Source organism: Streptomyces sp. NPDC002787 (assembly GCF_053592095.1).
This window is the reverse complement of the sequence record NZ_JBSFVC010000001.1, coordinates 87334-107994: the sequence shown is the minus strand read 5'-3', so window position 1 is coordinate 107994 and position 20661 is coordinate 87334. Positions and strand designations below refer to the sequence as shown.

Sequence of the window (20661 nt, the reverse complement as noted above, 5' to 3'; positions counted from 1 at the left end):
GGACGCCGTCAGAGTGTCCGCCCCGTCAACACCTCCGCCAGCGCCCGCAGGTTGACCCGGCCCCTCCCGTGCGCGCACACCTCGTCGACCTCGTCGCGCTGCTCCGGCAGGCCGGTGGAGACCAGAAGGGCGTCCGGCCGTGCGGCCACCAGCGCGTCCCGCAGGCGCTGCTGCCAGGGGTGCAGCTCCGCGTCGCACACGGCGACGACCAGCGGCCGCCCCGCCGCGACGCGCAGCGCCTCCCCCGCGACGGCTCCGATGTCGTCCGGCTCCCCGGCGACCGCCGTGCCCGTGACCGAGGGGTCGAGCGCGCGGACCTCGGTCAGGAGGTCCTCGCCGCCCCAGTTGAGGGCGGGGTGCGGGGGCAGGAAGCAGTCGACGACATGGGCGCCCGGCACCGGTTCCGGCAAGGGCATCCCGCTCCGCACAGCTCGCCGGGCCGCCGTCAGCCCGGCCTCCGCGTCCCAGGGCGCCACGTCGCCCTGCCGGTACGGCACCGCGTACCGCAGCGCGAGCCGCCGTACCCGTTCCGCGGCCTCGGTCACCCGCTCCTCGGCGAGGTCACCCGACCGCAGGGCGTCGAGCACGGCGTCCCGGCAGGCGAGGGTGACCTCCAGGTCCGGTACGGCGACGATGACCTGGTCCGCTCCGGCGGCGAGGGCGAGCCGGGCGCCGGCCGCCTCGCCGTAGCGGTCGGCGATGGCCCTCATCTCCAGCGCGTCGCTGACGAGGACGCCGTCGAAGCCGAGTTCGCCGCGCAGAAGCTCGGAGAGGATGCGTGGGCTGAGGGTGGCGGGCCGGTCCGGGTCGAGGGCCGGGAAGACGACATGGGCGCTCATCAGCATGGGCACGCCCGCGTTGACGGCGGTCCTGAAGGGGGCGAGGTCCAGTTCGTCGTACGGCCTCGGGTCGAGGGCCAGTTCGTGGTGGCTGTCGGTGACGGTTCCGCCGTGGCCGGGGAAGTGCTTGGCGCAGGAGGCCACACCGCGCGCCTCGGTGGCCTCGATCCAGGCCCGCAGATGCCGCGAGACCAGAGCCGGGTCGCCGCCGAAGGCCCGGGTGCGGACGATCGGGTTCTCCGGCCGGCTCTGGACGTCGGCCACGGGGGCGTAGGAGACGGTGATGCCGAGGGAGAGCAGGTGTCCGGCCAGGGCGTCGGCGCAGGCGGCGGTCAGTCGCGGGTCGTCGGCGGCGCCGAGCGCCCACGAGCCGGGCACCTCGGGGGCGCCCGCGGCGACGAGGTGCCCGATGCCGCCGCCCTCGTTGTCGATGGCCACCAGCAGGTCCGGGCGCAAGGTGCGCAGCGTGCCGGTGAGTTCACGGACCTGGTCGGCGTCGCGCACATTGCGGGTGAACAGGATGACCCCGCCCAGTCCGCGGTCGATGAGCCGTTTCAGGGTGTCGGGGACGGTCGTCGTGCCGTCGAAGCCCGCGACGAGGCAGCGGTGGGCTGCCTCGTCGAGGGCCGCGGGGAGGACCGGGCCGAGCGGCCCGGCGGCGGAGTGTGTCACCCCCGAAATCCTCTGGCTCACTCATCCGAAAGTCAACAGCACGGTGGATGAATGATTCACCAAGCCCGGCGTCGGCGCCTGTTCGCCGGCTGCCACGAGGAGGCCATGGGACTGCTACATCCCGGTGGAGCCGTCGATCCTTTCGCGCAGGAGATCGGCGTGGCCGTTGTGTCGTGCGTACTCGGCGATCATGTCCACCATGATCCTGCGCAGTGAGATCGGCTCGCCGGTCCTCTTGCGTGTCCCTGTCTCGTCCAGCGATGCGGCAGCGGCCGTGATCCGCCTGGAGTGCTCGCACTCGGTCCGCCACACGGCGAAGGCTTCGTCGACGTCACCCTCCAGGCTGTCGAAGTCCTGGTCGGGGTCGTCGTCGGAGTAGTAGAGCATCGGAACGTCCTCACCGGCGAACTGCATGCGGAACCACCAGCGCTCGACGCCGGCCAGATGCCGCACCATGCCGTGCAGGGACAGGCCGGAGGGCGGCACCGCCCGTTCGGACAACTGCTCCGGAGACAGGCCGGCGCACTTGAGCTCGAAGGTTGCCCGGTGCCAGTCGAGGACGGCGCTCAGGATCTCCCTTTCGCCGCCGACGGAGGGTGGGGCCGGGCGGGTGTCGTCGTTCCACCTGGGTGAAGAGTGCTTGGGGGCCGCTGTGTCGGTCATGGTCCACCTTTCTGGGCTGCGGTGCGGGTTCGCGGTTCCGGTGTGGAGGCGTGCGGTCTCGGCGCCGTGCTCGCGGAGACAGCGCAGGCCGTCGAGCAGCAGGGCCCGGCCGAGCCCCCCGTCGTCTCGACTCCACCCGGACGCTCAACTCCTCGACCTCACCCACGTGCGGTCCCGCCGACGCGGGGAGCACAGGGCGACACCGGCCATCAGGTCCCCATCCCACGCGGCAGCCGGCAGGTCGGGTCGGCCGTGGCCAGGAAGCGATCGTACGTCCACGTCCGGGTGAAGGCGGCGTCCGCGTAGGAATCGACGACCGTCGCCCATGCGTCGCGATGACCATCCGGTTCGACGGCCCCGACGCGGACGCCGGTCGGCAGGGGTTTGGCCTCCGGCAGTCGGCGGAGGTCGGTCAACTCCAGTTCCACCAGGCTGAAGACGCGCCGGTAGCCGCGGGCCGGCAGCAACGCCGTCGCGTCGGCTTCACCCACCATGGCGTTCGCGCCGAGCACTGCCGTCCGCCCGGTGCCGTGCTCCCGCACGAGCCGGCCGACTCGGCCAACTCCCCAGGGCCTGGTTCGCGTACGGGTCCTCCGACGCCGCGCAGGTTTCCGCGATCTCGGCCGCCGCCGGGATTCCCTCCACGACCGATCCGGCGTCGATGCCGTCCCGCTCAGCGCATCCCCGTCGTACGGCGACCATCGCGTCATGGTCCTCGGGGCCCCGGTACGGGCGCGGGGCATGGCGGTCCGCGTCCATGCCCAAGATTTCTCGCGCGCACGTGTGCCCTGTCAATCGCCTTTCCGACGCGCCCGACGCTCTGTGGCCGGGCGACCGGACGGACCCGAGGAAGCCGTCGGCCGGGCGCGTACCCAGCCGAGCAGCACCACCGAGCACAGGGCGGCGAAGGCGCACCAGGTCGAGATGAACTCCAGCCGCCACAGGGTCCAGCAGATCACGGCGCCGACGGCCGCCAGGACGCCGAGCAGGGAGAGCCGACGGTCGCCGGACAGGAGCAACGACCCGACGGTGGCGAGGAGGTAGCCCGCGACGAGAACGAGGGGAAGGGAGAGGTCGATCGTGTAGCCGATGGTGCGGCCGCGGATCTCGGCCGTCGCCGGGCCGGTGGCGAGGCCGTGGGCGAGCAGCACGGCCGTCGCGACGCCGACGGCGAGCGGGACGGTGAGCCGGGTCCGGGCGTACGGCGGGGCGGCGCACCACACGCCCGCCGGCACCCATACGGCCAGCAGCGGCAGGGCGATGACGGCCCAGGCGACGGTGGCCGGTCCGCTGCCGCCGCCCGAGGACCAGATCACCGACTCCACGATCTGGTGGGCCCCGAGCAGCAACGGCAGGGCGGCGAGCGGCAGATCCCGGCCCTTGCGCACCAGCGCCACACAGGCCACCCCGACGGCCCCGACACCGGCGCCCGCCACGAGATCCGCCATCGCACTCCAACACATCACGCCACCATGGGGTCGACCGTCGTACGCCCGAGCCACGCTACGTCGCTCCCGACCGACGACCCCGGCGACACGGGGGCCGGTCGCTCCAAGGCCCCGACGTCCCGCCGTACCTCGTGGGTCTCCTCGGTCGTGTGCGGTGGCTCACCGCCGTTCTTCCCGGCCCCGTGATGTGTTTTTGACGGGTTTCCGCGCATTGAATGACGGGTTCGACGTCCTCAGACTGGCGGAGACCCAAGGGTGGAATCCTGCTGCGAAAGGAGCCGCGATGTCCCCCATCGCTGCGGTGTCACGGACCTGGCTGACCGAGGCGGACTGCGATCTCGACTCGTTCCGCGCCCTCGTCGAGCGACACACCGACCCCGCCGACCACCCCTCCGCCGAGCGGATCGAGCGGAACGTACCGCTCTACGACAGTGACCGGCTCCGCGCCCTGACGAGCACCCCCGACGGCCGTCGGAACGTACGGACGGAGCTGGTGCGGGCCCTGTCGGACGGTCCCGGCATCGTGGTGTTCAAGGGCGCGTTCGCCGACCCGGCCGTCGTGGACCGGGCGTCGGCCGCCTTCCGGGAACTGATCGAGGAGGAGCGCGCCACGGGCACGCGCCGGGGCGACCACTTCGCGAAGCCCGGCGCCAACGACCGGGTCTGGAACGCGCTGGAGAAGCTGGCCGTACGGGCACCGGAGGTGTTCGCCGACTACTACGCCAACGACATCCTGGCGCTGATCGCCGAGGCCTGGCTCGGCCCCGCCTACCAGGTCACCTCCCAGGTCAATGTCGTCAACCCCGGCGGCGCCGCGCAGAGCCCGCACCGCGACTACCACCTAGGGTTCCTCTCCCAGCGGCAGGCCGCCGCCTACCCCGCGCACGTCCACCGTCTCTCCCCTGCCCTGACCCTCCAGGGCGCGGTCGCCCACGGTGACATGCCCGTGGAGTCCGGCCCGACCCTCTACCTGCCCCACTCGCAGAAGTACGAGCCCGGCTACCTCGCCTGGCGACTCCCGGAGTTCATCGAGTACTTCGACGCCCACCACGTCCAACTCCCGTTGGAGAACGGCGACGCGGCCTTCTTCAATCCGGCGCTCTTCCACGCCGCCGGACACAACCGCTCGTCGGACATCCGGCGCATGGCGAACCTGCTGCAGATCTCCTCCGCGTTCGGCCGTGCCATGGAGACCGTGGACCGCGAGACGATGGCGAACGCGCTCTTCCCGGTCCTGCTGCGGCGCAAGTCCGAGGGCGCCACCGAGGACTGGCTGCGCCGCGTGGTCGCCGCCACCGCCGAGGGATACCCCTTCCCCACCGACCTCGACCTCGACCCACCGGTCGACGGCCTCGCCCCGCCCTCCCAGGCCGGCCTCCTCGGGCAGGCCGTCACCGAGACGTGGGCCCCGGAGCGCCTGCGCCGCGAACTGAAGGCGGGCACACGGCGCCGAGGGCGCTCGTGACGCCGCGCAGTCGCTGGCGCTGCCGCCGCCGGCGGCGTTGTCAGTGGGTCCCTCTACTGTGGTGATCGTCGCTGAACCGGCGTGAATCCGCCGGTCAACGGCTGCGTTCACGTGGGGGTGGGCCGGGGAGCCCGCAGGGCCGGAAGGGGTGGGGGCGTGCGCCGCTGGGAGTATGCCGAGGGGAACTCGTCGAAGTTCTGGGAGGCCGTGGCGGACGGTGCCACGGTGACCGTCCGGTACGGGCGTTGCGGCACGGAGGGCCGGACACAGGTCAAGGAGTGCGCTTCCCCGGAGGAGGCCGCCGAGTATCTGCGGAAGACCGCCGCGGCCAAGGAGCGCAAGGGGTATCGGGAGGTCGGCGCGGCGCCGGTCGTCGAGGGCGACGCGTCGGCGCCGGCCGCCGACGACACGGCCGCGTCCGCGATCCCCATCGCTTCGGCTTCGGCTTCGGCTTCGGCTTCGGCTTCGGCTTCGGCTTCGGCTTCGGCTTCGGCTTCGGCTTCGGGGGACGGTCGGCCGGAGGGGGCGGTCGTCGACGAGGACACCTTCGTGCTGCCGGCCGCCTGGCACCGTCACGTCCATCCTCGCCGGGGCGGCGTCCCCCGTAAGCCGACGCCCCCGCGCAAGGGGGCCGCGGACGCGGCGGAGCGGCAGTTGCGTGACACGGCCGACTGGGTACGGCAGTACCTGGACAGCCCGCGGAGTGACGCGGATCTGGTGCGGGCCGCGCAGGCTCATCTCGCCGGCATGGCCGACCCGATGGGCGCGGCCGTCCTGGCCGTCGCCTCCGACACGGCCCTGTCCGGCGCGGCCTGCGCCGATGCCTGGGTGGAGGCCCACGGGCTGGTCTTCGCCGCCCGAGCGACCGTCGAACTCTTCGACATCGACGTGCACTTCGAACAGCGCGGGCCCCACCGCTCCGACCCCCGCGTCGAGCGCGCACCGAACCAACTCTTCGCCGGCCAGGCATGGCGGGTGCGAAGCGTCGCGGATCGCATGCGCGCGCGGCTCGCCGCCACCGACGAGGACACGTACCGCGCGGTGGTGGCGGCACTCGGCGGGATGCGGGGCAGCGCCCGCAGACGCGTCGTCGTCTCGTACCTCGTCCCCACCGAGACGGCCTGGCTCGACGAGTGCGCGGGCGGCCCCGAGGCCGACCGTCCACATGACCAGGTCCTGCGCTCGATGCTGTTCTGTTCGTTCAACTCCCCGGAGCAGGTCCGGCTGCTGGGCGGTGTGGCCTCTCTGCGCTACACAGGATGGCCGATGTCGACGGTCGCCACCATCGCCGAGGGCATCGGTACGGCGGTGGCACCGCTCGTGGCGGAGGAGCTGATGGGGTCGTACGTCGCGGCGGACACCTTCAAGAAGGTCTGCTCGATCCTGGTCGAGCTTCCCTCCGACGAGGCGTTCGCCCTGCTGCTGGCCGAGCTCGGCGACAAGCGGGCGCAGCCCTTCGTGGCGAAGGCGGCCCGCCGCTACCCGAGGCGTGCCCTGCGCATGCTGGCCGAGGCCGTGGCGAAGGGCGGGCCGAACACCGAGAACCTCCGGCACGCGCTGCTGGTGCATGTGTCCGCCAACCCCGACATCGCCGAGGAGGCGCTCACCTCACTCTCGCCGGAGGCGGCGGGCGCGGTGGAACCGCTGCTGAGTCCGCGGGACCGGGTGCCGGACGCCCCGGCCGCGGCCCTGCCCGAGTTGCTCACGAGTCCCCCGTGGACCCGGCCGCGCAAGGCCGCCAAGGTCCGCACGGTCACCGGGCTGGTCACCGAGGACGAGCCCGGGATCGTCTGGCTGCCCGGTGAGCGGGAGGAGTGGGCGGACACCCCGTCCTGGGAGCGGGACTGGGCCGCGCGGACGGAGTGGTCGGACGATCCGGACACCCTGCAGGAGGCGGTCCGCTCGGACAAGGTCGGCTCGATGGGGCTGTTCCTCAGCAAACCCGCGGACCTGGTCCGGCCACTGCTCGACGAGTGGAACCCGACGAGCCTGGTGGACAGCGACGCCGCTCTCAAGCCGATCGTCGCCCGGTTCGGTACGGACGCGCTGGGAGTGGTGCTGCGTCTCGCCCCGAAGTGGCCCGCGTCGCTCGCGCCGCTGTTGCTGCCGTATGTGAGCGTGGAGACGGCCCGGCTGGTCGCCGAGTGGGCCGTGCGGCTGAAGTCGGCCCGGGATACGGCCCGTTCGTGGTTCAGGCGGCACGGGAAGACCGCCGCGCCGCTGCTGGTGCCGGACGCCGTGGGCAAGGCCGGCCTCGCGCGGCGCCACGCCGAGCAGGCGCTGCGCACCATCGCGGCCCTGCACGGGGAGCAGGTCGTGCGGTCCGCCGCCGAGGGATACGGCGCCGAGGCGGCCGAGGCGATCGAGAACCTTCTCTTCGCCGACCCGCTGCGGACCGCGCTGCCGTCGAAGCTGCCCGAGCCCGTCGAGTGGGCCGAGCCGGTGCTGCTGCCGCAGATCCTGGTGCGTTCCGGCGGCGCGCTGCCCGCCGACGCCACCCGGCATGTGGTGACCATGCTCGCGATGTCCCGGCCGGGCGAGCCCTATCCGGGACTGGCCGTGGTCCGGGAGCTGTGCGCGCCGGAGTCACTGGCCGAGTTCGTCTGGGCCCTGTTCGAGCAGTGGCGGCTCGCCGGCATGCCGAGCCAGGAGAGCTGGGCGCTGTCCGGGCTGGGGCTGCTGGGTGACGACGAGACGGTACGCCGACTCACACCGCTGGTCCGGGCCTGGCCCGGTGAGGGTGCGCACCAACGGGCGGTGGACGGACTGGGCGTACTGGCCGCGATCGGCACCGACGTGGCGCTGCTGCATCTGCACGGTGTGGCGCAGCGCGTGAAGTTCAAGGCGCTCAAGGCCCGCGCGCAGGAGAAGATCGCCGAGGTCGCGGAGGGTCTCGGGCTGACCGGCGAGCAGCTCGCCGACCGGCTGGTGCCCGACTTCGGCCTGGACGCGCGGGGCACCACGGTCATCGACTACGGCAGCCGTACGTTCACGGTCGGCTTCGACGAACAGCTGCGCCCCTTCGTCGAGGACCCCGACGGCAAGCGCCGTAAGGGCCTGCCCCAGCCGGGCGCGCGGGACGACGCGGAGCTGGCGCCCGCCGAGCGCAAACGGTTCATGACGCTGAAGAAGGATGTGCGGACCATCGCCGCCGACCAGGTCCGGCGGCTGGAGTCGGCCATGGCGCAGGGGCGTTCGTGGTCGGCGGGCGAGTTCCGCGAACTGTTCGTCGGGCATCCCCTGCTGTGGCATCTCGTCCGGCGGCTGGTGTGGCTGAGCGACCTGGACGGGACGACGACGGCGTTCCGGGTGGCGGAGGACCGTACGTTCGCGGATGCCGAGGACAGCACGTTCGTTCTGCCCGACGAGGCGACCGTACGGATCGCGCACCCGCTGCATCTGGGTGAGCTCGACGCCTGGGCGGAGCTGTTCGCGGACTACGAGATCCTCCAGCCGTTCCCGCAGCTGGGGCGGCGGGTGTTCGAGCTGACCGCGGAGGAGGCCGCCGGGTGGCGGCTGGAGCGTTTCGAGGGCCTCACGGTGACGACGGGCCGGCTCGTCGGACTGGAGCGGCGGGGCTGGCGGCGCGGACAGCCGCTGGACGCCGGTGTCGAGTGCTGGATCTCCAAACAGCTCGCCCCGAACCGCCACGCGGTGCTCGTCCCCGACCACGGCATCGCCGTCGGCTCCTTCGACCCCGCCGAGGAGCAGAAGGTGGAGCACATCTGGCTCGCCACCCGGCCGACCCACTACTGGCGGAATGACGCCTACAGCGCCCGCTTCGAGGAGATCGACCCGGTGGCGGTGTCGGAGCTGCTCGCCGACCTGACGGAGCTGACGGCCCCGTGACGACGACGGAGACCGCGCAGACGGCGGGAATGGCCCAGAGGGCGGGGACGACTCGGGCTGCGGAGACGGTGGGGGTGGCGGAGGCCAGGGGGATGGCGGAGACAGCGGCCGAGCTGCAGCGGCCGCCCGCCGAGGTGCGCTACGCGGACGAGCTGGCCGCGCTGCGTGCCGACGACAGCGGACCTCGGCCGCCCGGCTGGGAGTTGAGCCTGCGGGCGGCGCGCCGGTTCGTGGTCGGCGACGAAAGCGCGGGCATCAGCGGGAAGTTCGTGGGGAACCCCTCGCTCGTCGAGCGTGCCCTGGTGACGCTGGCGACCAATCGCGGGCTGATGCTCGTCGGGGAGCCCGGCACCGCCAAGTCGCTTCTGTCGGAGCTGATCGCCGCCGCCGTCAGCGGTACGTCGACGCTGACCGTGCAGGGCGGCGCGGCCACCACCGAGGACCAGATCAAGTACGGCTGGAACTACGCGCTGCTCGTCGCCGAGGGCCCCTCACGTCGCTCCCTGGTACCGGCTCCGATGCTCCGGGGCATGGCGGAGGGCCGGATCGTGCGCTTCGAGGAGATCACCCGCTGCGCGCTCGAAGTGCAGGACTCGCTGCTGTCGCTGCTCTCCGAACGTGTGGTGGCGATCCCCGAGCTGGAGGGCGCCGCCGGGATGGTCTTCGCCCGCAAGGGCTTCAACGTCATCGCGACGGCCAACACCCGGGACCGGGGCGTCAACGAGATGAGCGCGGCCCTCAAGCGCCGCTTCAACTTCGAGACGGTGTTCCCGGTGCCCGACCTGGACACCGAACTGGCCCTCGTCGAGGCGGAGGCGGCCGAGCTGCTGCGCCAGTCCGGCGTGGAGATCGCGCCCGACCGCGATGTGCTGGAGGTGCTGGTCACGACCTTCCGGGAGCTGCGCTCGGGCAGGACGCACGAGGGCGGCGCGGTGGACCGGCCGTCGGCGGTGATGAGCACGGCCGAAGCCGTGTCGGTCGCCCACGCGGTGGGGGTGCGCGGCTGGTTCCTGCGCGGGGAACCGGGCAGCGCCGCCGACGTGGTGGCCTGTCTGGCGGGCACGGTGGCCAAGGACAGCCCCGAGGACCTGGCCCGGCTGCGCCGCCATCTGGAACAGCGGGTGCCGCGCCGACGGGGCCAGCAGTGGCAGGCCCTGTACGACGCGCGGCATCTGCTGGACGGGGACGGCTGACGTGCCCGCCGTGTTCCTGGGGGTACGCCACCACTCCCCGGCCTGCGCACGGCTGGTCGCCTCGACCGTGGAGCGGCTGCGGCCCGCGTATGTGCTGGTGGAGGGCCCGTCCGACATGAACGGCCGCCTGGACGAGCTGCTTCTCGGCCATGAGCTGCCCGTGGCGGTGTTCAGCCACTACCGGGACGGGAACCGTGCCGCCACCTCGTGGACGCCGCTGTGCGACTACTCCCCGGAGTGGGTGGCCCTGCGGGCGGGGCGGGCGGCGGGCGCCGAGGTCCGGTTCATCGACCTCCCGGCCTGGCACCCCGCGTTCGCGGAGCGCGTCAACCGCTACGCCGACGCGGAGGCCCGCTATACGGAGGCGACGGCACGGCTGTGCTCCCGCTTCGACGTGGACAGCGTGGACGCCCTCTGGGACCGGCTCTTCGAGGTGGCCGACGACGAGGACCTCGCCGCCCGGCTCGACGCCTACTTCGAGACCGTACGAGGCGACGCCGACGCCGACGAGGGCGACCAGGCCCGTGAGGTGTACATGGCGTCCTGGGTGAGGGCGGCCCTCGCGGTGCCCGGGGACCCGACGGTCGTGGTGGTCACCGGGGGCTTCCACCAGCCGGCGCTGCGGGCGCTGGTGGGGGCGGCGGGCGCCGAGGAGACCGCTCTCCGTTCGGACGGTGCTCCGAGCTGGCCCGAGGTGCCCTCGGCGGCCGAGGGAGCGCTGACGGGCAGCTTCCTCGTGCCGTACTCGTTCCGGCAGCTGGACTCCTTCGCCGGGTACCAGTCGGGGATGCCGTCACCCGGCTACTACCAGCGGGTCTGGGACGGAGGGGTGGAGGCGGCGGCGGACGGGCTGGTGCGCGCGGTGGCGTCCAGGCTGCGGGCCCGCAACCACCCCGTGTCCACGGCCGACCTGATCGCCGCCCGCGCCCTCACCCAGGGCCTGACCGCGCTGCGCGGCCACACGCGCCCGGCCAGGAGCGATGTGCTCGACGGCATGGCGGGCGCGCTGATCGGCGAGGATCTGGACCAGCCTCTGCCGTGGACGACGAACGGCACGCTCACGCCAGGAGCCCATCCGGTGGTGGTGGAGATGATCGCGGCGAGCAGTGGCGACCGGGTGGGCGCCCTCCACCCCGAGACACCGAGGCCACCGCTCGTCGCCGATGTCGCCGGGCGGCTGGCGGCCCTCGGGCTGACCGGCGAGGGGCCGTTCGTGTTCGACCTCACGCGTCCGGGGGATCTGGAGCGCAGTCGGGTCCTGCACCGGTTGCGGGTGCTCGAAGTTCCGGGGCATGTCCGCACCAAGGGTCCGCGAGGGGGCGCCGACCCGGAGTTCGGCGAACGCTGGGAAAAGCGTCCGGCACCCGCGCGCGACGCGGCACTGATCGAGGCGGGGGCGTACGGGGCCGCTCTGGACGAAGCGGCGGAGGCGGTCCTCACCGAGCGGGCACGGGGCACGACGGGGCCGGGCGCCGTCCCGGGGCCGGGCACGGGTGCGGTGGTAGGAACTGCCGGGAGCACAGGGGCGGTCGGGGGCGCAGGCGGCGCTGCGGGTGACCTCGGTGTGGACGACGGCGCGGACGCCGATGTGCTCGCGCGCACCTTGTTCGACGTGGTGCTGTGCGGTGTGGCGCGGTTGGCGGATCCACTGCTGGACGCGCTGGCCGTACGAGTACGCCGGTTGCGTGAGCCGGGGCCGCTGGGAGACGTGCTCGCCACGGCGCTCGGGCTGTGGCGGCACGACCGGGTGTTCGGCGTGGCGCGGAGCCCGCTGCTCGTGACCGTGCTGGACGGGGCGGTGGAGCGTCTGCTGTGGCTGTTCGAAGGGGCGCGCGGCCCTCGGACGCCGGCGTCCGGGACGAGCGGTCCGGGAGTGGACCTCGCTCGGCTGGCCGCCGTGGCGGCGGTGCGTGACGCGCTGTGGCACGCGTCCGAGGTGCTGTCCGTGACCCGCGAGACGGCGGCCTCGGTCGCCTACCGCGTCAGCCGGGACACGGCGGCTCCGCCCGATCTGCGCGGCGCCGCCTTCGGCCTCCACCGCTGCCTCGCGGAGGCACCTGGCCCCGCCGCCGTGGGCGGCGCGGTGCGGGAGTTGCCGGGGCCCTCGGTGCTGGGCGACTGGCTGGCGGGGCTGTTCGCCGTCGCGCGCAACGAACTGACGGCCGCTCAGAGAGCCGACGACGGTGGGCCTGAACCGCTGATCGGAGTGCTGGACGACATGGTCGGGGCGATGCCGGAGGAGGAGTTCCTGATCGGCCTGCCCGCGCTGCGCCAGGCCTTCGCCTTCTTCCCCCCGCGCGAGCGCGAGCGGATCGCCGAGCGGCTGATGGAGCGCAGGGGCGTTCGCGGATCGGCACGCTCGCTGCTGCGGACGAGCGCGGACCCCGTCCTGCTGGCCCGGGCGGCCGTCCTGGAGGAGACCGTGACACGACACCTTCGGCGCTATGGCCTCGGGGGCACGGGATGACCGACGACAACCACGCCACTCACGGTCACGGCACCCCGGACCCGGTCCTCGAACGCTGGCGGCTCGTTCTCGGCTCTCCGGCCGAGCGCTGTACGGGCCCGCTGAGCCAGGAGGCCCTGGCGCGCGACGCCGCGTTGGACTGGCTCTACGGCAGGGACCCGGACCTCGCCGAACGCGGTGTGCGCCGAAGGGAGAACCGGGAGCGCACGGCCGGTGACGGGCCGTCCGTCGTGACAGCCGTCGACTGGCTCGACGACATCCACCGGCTGTTCCCGAAGGAGACGATCGAGCGTCTGGAACGGGACGCGGTGGAGCGGTACGGCATCCAGGAGATCGTCACCGACCCGGCGGTACTGGAGCGGGTCGAGCCCAGCGCGACCCTGCTGCGGGCCGTGCTGCGCACCAGGCATCTGATGAACCCCGAGGTGCTGCGGCTGGCCCGGCGCATCGTGGAGAGCGTGGTGCGCCAACTGTTGGAGCGGCTACGGCCGGAGATCCGCAAGACCTTCACCGGCACCCGAGCCCGCCACCCGAGCCGGCGGGCCCTGGCCAGGAACTTCGACTTCCGGACGACGGTGCGCGCCAACCTGGCCCACTACCAGCCCGAGGAGCGCCGACTGCTCATCGAGCGCCCGCACTTCCACTCCCGCACCCGACGCCATCTCGAACAGTGGCAACTGGTGCTGCTGGTGGACCAGTCCGGTTCGATGGCCGGGTCGGTCATCCACGCCGCGGTGACCGCGGCCTGTCTGTGGGGGCTGCCAGGGCTCAAGACCCATCTGGTGGCGTTCGACACCTCGGTCGTCGACCTGACGTCGGACGTGACCGATCCGGTGGAACTACTGATGCGGGTACAGCTCGGCGGTGGCACGGACATCGCGCGAGCCGTGGACTACGGCGCGGGTCTGATCGAGAACCCTCGGCGGTGCGTCTTCGTCGTGATCTCCGACTTCTACGAGGGCGGGGATCCGTTCCGGCTGGTACGGAGGGTGCGGGCGCTGGTGGAGCAAGGCACGACCGTGCTGGGGCTCGCCGCTCTCGACGAGGAGGCGAGCCCTGCCTATGACCGCGAACTCGCCGGCCGTCTCGCGCGGGAGGGGGCGCGGGTGGGCGCGATGACACCGGGTGAGCTGGCCGGTTTCGTGGCGGAGAGGCTGGGACGTTGACGGCATCACCACGTACGGACCTTCTGGCCCTGACCCCCGACACCCTCGCGGCGCTCGCCAACCGGGGGTTGGTGCGGCGGGCGACCAAGGATCTCGACGCCGGGTCGCCACCGGAGCTGAGCACCGCGCCGGACGGCGCGGTGACCGCCCGTTTCGCGGACGGCGCCGAGGCCTCGATGCCGCCGGGGGCGTCGCTGGACGGCGGGTCCTGCGGTTGTGGCGCGGCCGGGGTCTGCCGCCACCTCGTCGGGTTGGTCCTCGCCTACCAGCGGGCGACGGACGCGGCACCGCTCGGGGAGGGGGCACCCGACTGGTCTCCGGGGGACATCGACGACGCGGCGCTCGAGGCCGCCGTGGGTGCCCGCGCCCTGAGCGCCGCACGGCGCACCGCACGGCGCGGGGTCACGGCCCGGGTCCACCGCCCCACCTCGCAGGAACCCCACCCCTGGGTCGAACTGCCTACGTGCACCGTGCGTTTCCCCGTGCCGGGCCAGGCCGCGCACGCGCTGACCGACGCGGCCGACACCGTGCGCAGGGAGATGCTGGCCCTCGCGCTCTGGGCGTTCCGCACGGCCGACACGACCGACCGGCAAGCGAGGCTCGTCCTGGTCTCCCTCCGGACACCGGCCGCCGACGGCGACGCCGCACTCCAGGAGGAGACCGACAGCGACGACCCGCTCCAGGAGGAGACCGACAGCGACAACCCGCTCCGGCACCAGGCCGCCGGCGACGGACCGCTCCAGGGGGATTTCGTCGGCGACGGACCTCACGAGCCGCCGCGCCCCGAGGCCCTCTCGCCGCAGACGCCTCGGCCCCGGTCGGTGTCGGCCTCGCATCTCCGGCGAGCGGTCGAGCTGGCCGACGAGTTGCTCCGGGACGGTGTCGCCCACGCCGATCCGGTCCAGACGGTCGCGTTGCGTACGACGGGTCGGCGGCTCGCGGCGGCCTCGCTGCACTGGCCCGCGGCGGCGGCCAAGGAACTGGCGGATCAGTTGGACGCCTACGCGGACCGCGACGCGACACACCGCCCGGAGGAGGTCGCGGCCCTCCTCGCCGAACTGCACGCCCGGCACCGGGCCGCCGATCACCCCGAGGTGCTCGGCACGCGGGAGTCGGCGGAGACGCCACTGCGGCGGGTGCGGCTCACCGCGCTCGGCTGCCGTGTCTCCGGCAGCGCCGAACGCCCCGTGGCCGAGGTGTACTTCGCCCATGCGGCAGCGGGGGTCGTCCTCGTCCTCCGCAAGGACTGGCCCGAGGCCAGGCCACGGGACACGGCCCCGCAACCGGGGCCCGGTGGACATCGTCCCTCGCCGCCCGCGGCAAGGCACGCCCTCGCGTCCCGGCGGCTGCTGGGCACGACCCTGTCCGCGCTGGCCACGGGCAACCTGGTCAGTGAGAACGCCCGCCGCACCCCGAGCCGCAGACTGACCCTGACCCGTGGGCGCCTGGCCGCCACCACGGTGTCCCCGGTCGGCCGGTCCTGGGCGGAACTGCCCGCACCGCTCCTGGTCCGCGAGGTCCCGGGCCTCGCCGCGTCGACCGAAGACCGCCCGCCACGGCTGATCCGGGCGCGGGTGGAGGCGGAGTCGGTACGGGTCGTCGAACTCTCCGAGGTCCTGGAGGTGGGCTACGACCCGGCCGAGCAAGTCCTCAAAGCGACCGTCCGGGATGCCGTGGGGAATCCGGTCTTCGTCCACGCACCCCACAATCCGCTGTGCCCGGACGCCTTGGACGCGCTCGCCGTGGCCCTCGTCGGAGGCGAGGTCCGGTATCTGAGCGGGGCCGTGCGCCACGTCCGGGGCCAGGCCCTCATCACCCCGCTCGCGCTCCTCGGCCCCGACGGAGTAGTCGTCCCCGACCTCGCCCCGCCGACGAGTCCCCCCGCGCTGCCGCTCGCCGACCGCACCCCTCCCGACCCGGTCACGACAGCCGTCGAAGCGGGCCTCACCGCGCTCGCCGACGCGGCCCACCACGGTCTGCGCCGTCTCCCCCGCTCGGCCCTCGACCGGCTCCGCGAGGCGGCGGACCGGCTGACCCGCACCGGTCTCGCCACCTCGTCGAGCCTGCTGAGACGGCTCCTCGACACGCTGGATCACGGCCACGGACACGGCCACGGCCACGAGCGGGGACAGCACGAGCAGGGACACCACGTGCATGGAGAGGGACAGAGACAGGGAGGCGTACTCGACGTCCCGGACGCGGCCACCAGAGCCTGGACCGACGCATGCATACGCCTGCTCGCCACATCCGAACTCACTCGCTAGTCCCCACCCGGGCCGACCCGGCCCGGGGCGCTACACCGCGCAAGCCCGGACGAACGCCCCCGCCAGCTCGGCGGGTCGCGTGAAGCAGCCCTCGTGGCTGCCCGGGGTCTCTATGACGAGGGGGTTCTTGAGCCGCTGGGGGAACCGTTCGGCCCAGGCCCACTCACCGGGGAGGGAGAGATCCCCGGTGGACAGGATGTAGGCGGTGGGGAGGTCGAGCGCGGTGAAGGCGGTCGTGTCGGGCTTCTCGGTGAACGTGCCGAGAGGCTGGGGGACCAGGAGGGAGTGGACGAGCCGCTGGGCCTCCTCGCCGGCGTCCTGCATGAACGCCTGCTGCCAGACCTCCAGGGGCAGGCTCACCGTGTCGTCGCCGGAGGCGGCGGCCAGGGCGTGGAACATCTCGCCGTAGTGCGGTGGGCACGCCTCGATCAGTGACTCGCCGTCGTTCGGCACGAAGGCGCTCCAGAAGACGAGGCGGCGGACGCGTGCGGCGAGCTTCGGTGCCGCGCCGGTCAGGACGTATCCGCCCCAGCTGTGGCCGACGAGGGTGATGTCGTGCAGACCGGCTCTCTCGACGTACTCCACGAGGCTGTTCACACAGTCCGTGAGGGTCACCCCGCGCGGGTCGTCGCCGGTGCCCAGGCCGGCCAGGGTCGGGGTGTGCACCTCGTGGCCGGCGGACCGCAGTTCGCTCGCGACCGGCCGCCAGGCCCAGCCGCCGTGCCACGCCCCGGTCACCAGGACGAACGTCTCACTCATGTCGATCTCCTTTGGGATGAAGGTGCTCACGCCTTGTCCTCGACGACGGTGATCGGTGCGCCAGTGAGCGACGCGCCGGGGTCACCGGGTCAGTGGCGGTCGGGGGTGCCCTCGGTGTCCAGGCGGTGGGCGATGTCGGCGCGCAGGGCCTTCTTGTCGATCTTTCCGACCTTGGTGGCGGCGAGTTCGGGAACGGTCACCAGCCGGTCCGGGAACTTGAAGCGGGCGATGCCCGCGCGCTCCATGACGTGGTGGATGTCGTCGAGGGTGACCGTGTGACCCGGTTCCGGTACGACGTAGAGGCAGACCCGCTCGCCGAGTTCGAGGTCGGGCATGGCGACGGCGGCGGCGCGGGCGACACCCGGCGTCTGGTAGGCGAAGTTCTCGATCTCCTCGGCGGAGATGTTCTCCCCACCCCGGATGATCATGTCCTTGTCCCGGCCCTCGACGACGAGGTTGCCGTCGGGCCGCAGCCGCACGATGTCACCGGTGCGGTACCAGCCGTCCTCGGTGAACGCGCGGGCGTTCTGCTCCTCGGCCCGGTAGTAGCCACGCGGGGTGTACGGGCCGCGCGTGAGCAGCACGCCTGGTGTCCCGTCGGGGACCGGCTCACCCAGTTCGTCGACGACGAGGAGTTCGTCGTCGTCGCACATGGGGCGCCCCTGTGTCGTACAGATGACGTCCTCGGGGTCGTCCGGGCGGGTGTAGTTGAGCAGCCCCTCGGCCATGCCGAACACCTGCTGGAGGGTGCAGCCCAGTTCGGGGCCCACGCGGCGGGCGACGTGGTCGGCGAGCCGGGAGCCGCCGACCTGGAGCAGCCGCAGCGAGCTCAGGTCGGTTCCGGGGTGGTCCGCGCGGTGGTCCAGCCAGCGTTGGGCGATGGCGGGAACCACGGCGGTCGCGGTGACGCCCTCTTTCTCGATCAGCGCGAACGCCTTCTCGGGGCTGGGCGAACCGAGCACGACCCGGCCGCCGTTCAGCAGGGTGCCGAGCAGGCCCGGACAGGCGAGCGGGAAGTTGTGGCCGAGGGGCAGTGCGGCGAAGTAGACCGTGTCGGGGCCGAGTTCGCAGACCTGGGCGCTGCGGCGGGCGTTGTAGAGGTAGTCGTCGTGGGTGCGGGTGATGAGCTTGGGCAGGCCGGTGGTGCCGCCGGAGAGCAGGAAGACGGCGACGGAACGACTGTCGGGCCGGTACGCGTCCACGGCCTCCCGCACGCCCTGTCCCCCGTCCTCGCCCTCGGGCGCCGCGCACAGCTCCCGCAGATCCACGGCGCCGTCGCCCACCTTGTCGCCGAGCACCAGCACATGACGGAGCGTCGACGAGGTCTCGGCGACCTCGAACGCCATCGCCTGGTGGTCGTGGTCCTTCAGGAAGTCCGGCACCGCGAGGGCCACGGCCTCGCTCTGCTCGACGAGGTGGCCGATCTCGTGTCTGCGATGGCCGGGGAGCGCCATGACCGGGATGACGCCGAGGCGCAGACAGGCGTAGGTGAGGATCACGAACTCGGCGGTGTTGGGCAGTTGCACCACGAGCCGGTCGTCCGGGCGAAGGCCCAGCGCGGCCAGGCGCAGGGCGGTGGCGTCCGCGTGTTCGGCGAGTTGGCGGTACGTCAGGCGTCGTGCGCCGTCGACGACCGCGAGGGCGTCGGGCGTGGCGTCGGCGGCGGTGTGCAGCCGGTCCCCGAGGGCGACGCCCTCCCAGTAGCCCTTGGCGGTGTAGCGCGCCGCGTACTCCGCGGGCCAGGGCACAGCTCCGTCGCTGCTCGGCCTAGGCATGGTCGCTCTCCTCAGAGGTGTGGTGCACGATCACGGCGTCCAGGGCGATCAGCCCGTCGGCGGTCAGCCGCAGCGGGTTGATCTCGATCTCGGCGGTCCCCGGGCTCGCGGCCAGAGCGGCGGCGAGCCCCGCCGCGACCCGCCCGAACTCGGCCCGGTCGAGCACCGGCCCACCACGCCATCCGTCCAGGAGGGCGCGGGCGGCCAGGTCGTCGGGCATGGCGGCGGCCTCGGCTGTGGACAGCGGGGCGAGCCGGATCGCCACGTCGGCGAGCGCCTCGGCGGCCGTACCGCCCAGCCCCGCCAGCACGACCGGCCCGAACACCGGGTCCCGCCGCGCCCCGAGCACCAGATCGACACCGGGCGGGGCCATCGTCTCCACCAGGTAGCGGCGCCCGTCCCCGATGGCGTCCAGCGCCGCGTCCAGTTCGTCGGCCGTACGCACTCCCAGACGCACCCCACCGACCTCCGTCTTGTGGAGGATGGCGGCGTCGAGCACCTTCACCGCGACCGGGCCGCCCAGCAGCCGCAGGGCGTCATGGGCGTCCGCGCGGGAGTCGCAGGCGACCCGGTCGGGGGTGCGGATGCCGAGCTCCGCGAGGAACGACTTGGCGGCGTCCTCGTCGAGAGGTCCGGTCGGCACGGACGCGGCAGCGGACACCGGCGCGGGTCCACCGGACACGGAACCCGCCTCCCGCATCGCCCGCTGTCGCGCGTCCGTCACCAGGGCGCGTACGGCGTTGGCGGCGGAGGCAGGACCCGGGAGGGCCGGGATGCCCGACTTGTGCAGACGGGCTCGTTGCTCGGCGACGTCGTCGGGGAGTCCGCCGACGACGACCACGGCCGGGGAGTCGGCGCCGAGGCCGGCGTCCTGGGCGGCGGAGGCGAGGTCGACGCTGTCCGGCTCGGTGAGGGCGTAGACGGCGAGCAGGTCCACGGCCGGGTCGGCGGCCGTGGAGGCGAGGACGCGGGCGAAGGTCTCGGCGGGCCGGCCGGTGTCGACCGGGTTGCGTTGGTAGGTGAGCAGGGGCAGCAGTTCGCCCAGGGCGTGCCGTGTGCCGGCCGCCAGCTCCGGCATGCGGATGCCGTCCGCGCCCGCCCGGTCGGCCAGCAGCAGTCCCGGACCGGCCTGGGCGGTCACGATGCCGAGTCCGGGGTCCGGCTGGGGGCGCAGCCGGATACGGGACAGCGCGGTGAGCGCGTCCACCAACTCCCGTTCGTCGTCGACGACCACCGCCCCGGCCTGCCGCAGCGCGGCCCGCGTCGTGCGCCAGGAGGTGGCGAGCGCGCCGGTGTGCGAGCGGGCGAAGTCCCCGACGTCGCTGCGGCCCACGACGAGCGCCACGACGGGTTTGACGGCGGCCACCTCGCGCACGGCCGCCACCAGCCGCGGTCCGTCCGGCACCGTCTCCAGGTGCAGGGCGACGGCCGTCGTACGGTCGTCCGTCACGAGGTGCTCCAGGACTTCCGCGGCGGTGACGTCGAGACCCGCGCCGATGCCGACGCCGAGGCTGATGCCGTTGCCCGCGGCGGCGAGGTCGAAGGAGAGCGCGTGGTTGACGCCCCCGCTGGCCGCGACGACGGCGATGTCACCGGCCGGAAGCTGTCCGGCGGCGGGCACGAAACTGGCCGTCAGGCCCAGGTGGGGCGCGAAGAACCCGGAGGTGTTGGGGCCGAGCAGCCGGACCCCGGTCTCCCGCGCGACCCGGCGCAGCGCGTCCGCGTGTTCCTCGCCCTCCGGTCCCGCCTCACCGAACCCGCCGGCGCAGACCAGCGCGGCGCGGCATCCGGCGGCGGCCGCCTCGGCCAAGGCGTCCGCGCAGCCGGACGCGGGTACGCACAACACGGCCAGGTCGAGGCGCCCTTCGGTGTGTGCCGCCGCTTCGGCGACCGAGGCGTACACGCCGGCCGCGGGTTCGGGGCGGCGCGCGTTGACGAGCGCGCGGGCGCCGGTGAAGACGGCCAGCGAGCGGGCCATGGCGGCGCCGAGCTTCCCGGCCTGCCGCGAGGCACCGATGACCACGACGCCCTCGGGTGCGAGGAGCGGTGTCAGGTTCGGTGCCGGGTTCGGTGCCAGATTGTGTGCAGGGTTCTCGGTCAT

12 protein-coding genes and 1 pseudogene are annotated in these 20661 nt (G+C 73.3%); 6 read left to right on the top strand and 7 right to left on the bottom strand.

The genetic code is table 11. The annotated features are described in order from the left end of the window. Positions 1-8: 8 nt before the first annotated feature. The 4 genes and pseudogenes from ACWD26_RS00435 to ACWD26_RS00420 form a co-directional block, all read right to left on the bottom strand. Positions 9-1511, bottom strand: coding sequence for a glycoside hydrolase family 3 N-terminal domain-containing protein (locus ACWD26_RS00435; protein WP_451264629.1), 1503 nt, complete (start codon positions 1509-1511; stop codon positions 9-11). 114 nt (positions 1512-1625) lie between these two features. Further along, positions 1626-2174: a DinB family protein gene (locus ACWD26_RS00430; RefSeq protein ID WP_451265243.1), complete on the bottom strand. Its 549-nt coding sequence runs from the start codon at positions 2172-2174 to the stop codon at positions 1626-1628. Between the two features lie 15 nt (positions 2175-2189). Continuing rightward, positions 2190-2933, bottom strand: a pseudogene (locus tag ACWD26_RS00425) (GNAT family N-acetyltransferase); the annotation flags it as partial. Between the two features lie 32 nt (positions 2934-2965). Continuing rightward, positions 2966-3637, bottom strand: coding sequence for a DUF6629 family protein (locus tag ACWD26_RS00420; protein ID WP_451264627.1), 672 nt, complete (start codon positions 3635-3637; stop codon positions 2966-2968). Positions 3638-3905: 268 nt separating this feature from the next. Here ACWD26_RS00420 and ACWD26_RS00415 point away from each other — a divergent pair, with 268 nt between their 5' ends. The 6 genes from ACWD26_RS00415 to ACWD26_RS00390 all read left to right on the top strand — a co-directional run bounded on the left by ACWD26_RS00415 (position 3906) and on the right by ACWD26_RS00390 (position 16026). Beyond that, positions 3906-5087, top strand: coding sequence for a phytanoyl-CoA dioxygenase family protein (locus ACWD26_RS00415; protein WP_451264625.1), 1182 nt, complete (start codon positions 3906-3908; stop codon positions 5085-5087). Between the two features lie 156 nt (positions 5088-5243). After that, on the top strand, positions 5244-8936 hold the full coding sequence (locus ACWD26_RS00410) for a DUF4132 domain-containing protein (protein ID WP_451264623.1): 3693 nt from the start codon (positions 5244-5246) through the stop codon (positions 8934-8936). A gap of 92 nt (positions 8937-9028) precedes the next feature. After that, a complete protein-coding gene (locus ACWD26_RS00405; protein WP_451265241.1) occupies positions 9029-10129 on the top strand; it encodes an ATP-binding protein in 1101 nt (366 codons plus the stop codon). 1 nt (position 10130) lies between these two features. Continuing rightward, entirely contained in the window at positions 10131-12596 is a 2466-nt protein-coding gene (locus tag ACWD26_RS00400) for a DUF5682 family protein (RefSeq protein WP_451264621.1), read from the top strand. After that, on the top strand, positions 12593-13762 hold the full coding sequence (locus ACWD26_RS00395; RefSeq protein WP_451264619.1) for a VWA domain-containing protein: 1170 nt from the start codon (positions 12593-12595) through the stop codon (positions 13760-13762). Before ACWD26_RS00400 ends, ACWD26_RS00395 begins: the two co-directional genes overlap by 4 nt. Next, positions 13759-16026 carry a hypothetical protein gene (locus ACWD26_RS00390; protein WP_451264617.1) on the top strand — a complete coding sequence of 756 codons (2268 nt, stop codon included), beginning with the start codon at positions 13759-13761 and terminating at the stop codon, positions 16024-16026. The genes ACWD26_RS00395 and ACWD26_RS00390 overlap by 4 nt, the downstream gene beginning before the upstream one ends. Before the next feature lie 30 nt (positions 16027-16056). Here the strand turns inward: ACWD26_RS00390 and ACWD26_RS00385 are convergent, their stop codons facing one another. From ACWD26_RS00385 to ACWD26_RS00375, 3 genes are all read right to left on the bottom strand, one after another. Then, entirely contained in the window at positions 16057-16785 is a 729-nt protein-coding gene (locus tag ACWD26_RS00385) for an alpha/beta fold hydrolase (RefSeq protein ID WP_451264615.1), read from the bottom strand. Between the two features lie 89 nt (positions 16786-16874). After that, positions 16875-18560: a (2,3-dihydroxybenzoyl)adenylate synthase gene (locus ACWD26_RS00380; RefSeq protein WP_451264613.1), complete on the bottom strand. Its 1686-nt coding sequence runs from the start codon at positions 18558-18560 to the stop codon at positions 16875-16877. Further along, positions 18553-20661 (bottom strand): acetate--CoA ligase family protein, encoded by a 2109-nt coding sequence (locus ACWD26_RS00375; RefSeq protein ID WP_451264611.1) that lies wholly within the window; start codon positions 20659-20661, stop codon positions 18553-18555. The genes ACWD26_RS00380 and ACWD26_RS00375 overlap by 8 nt, the downstream gene beginning before the upstream one ends.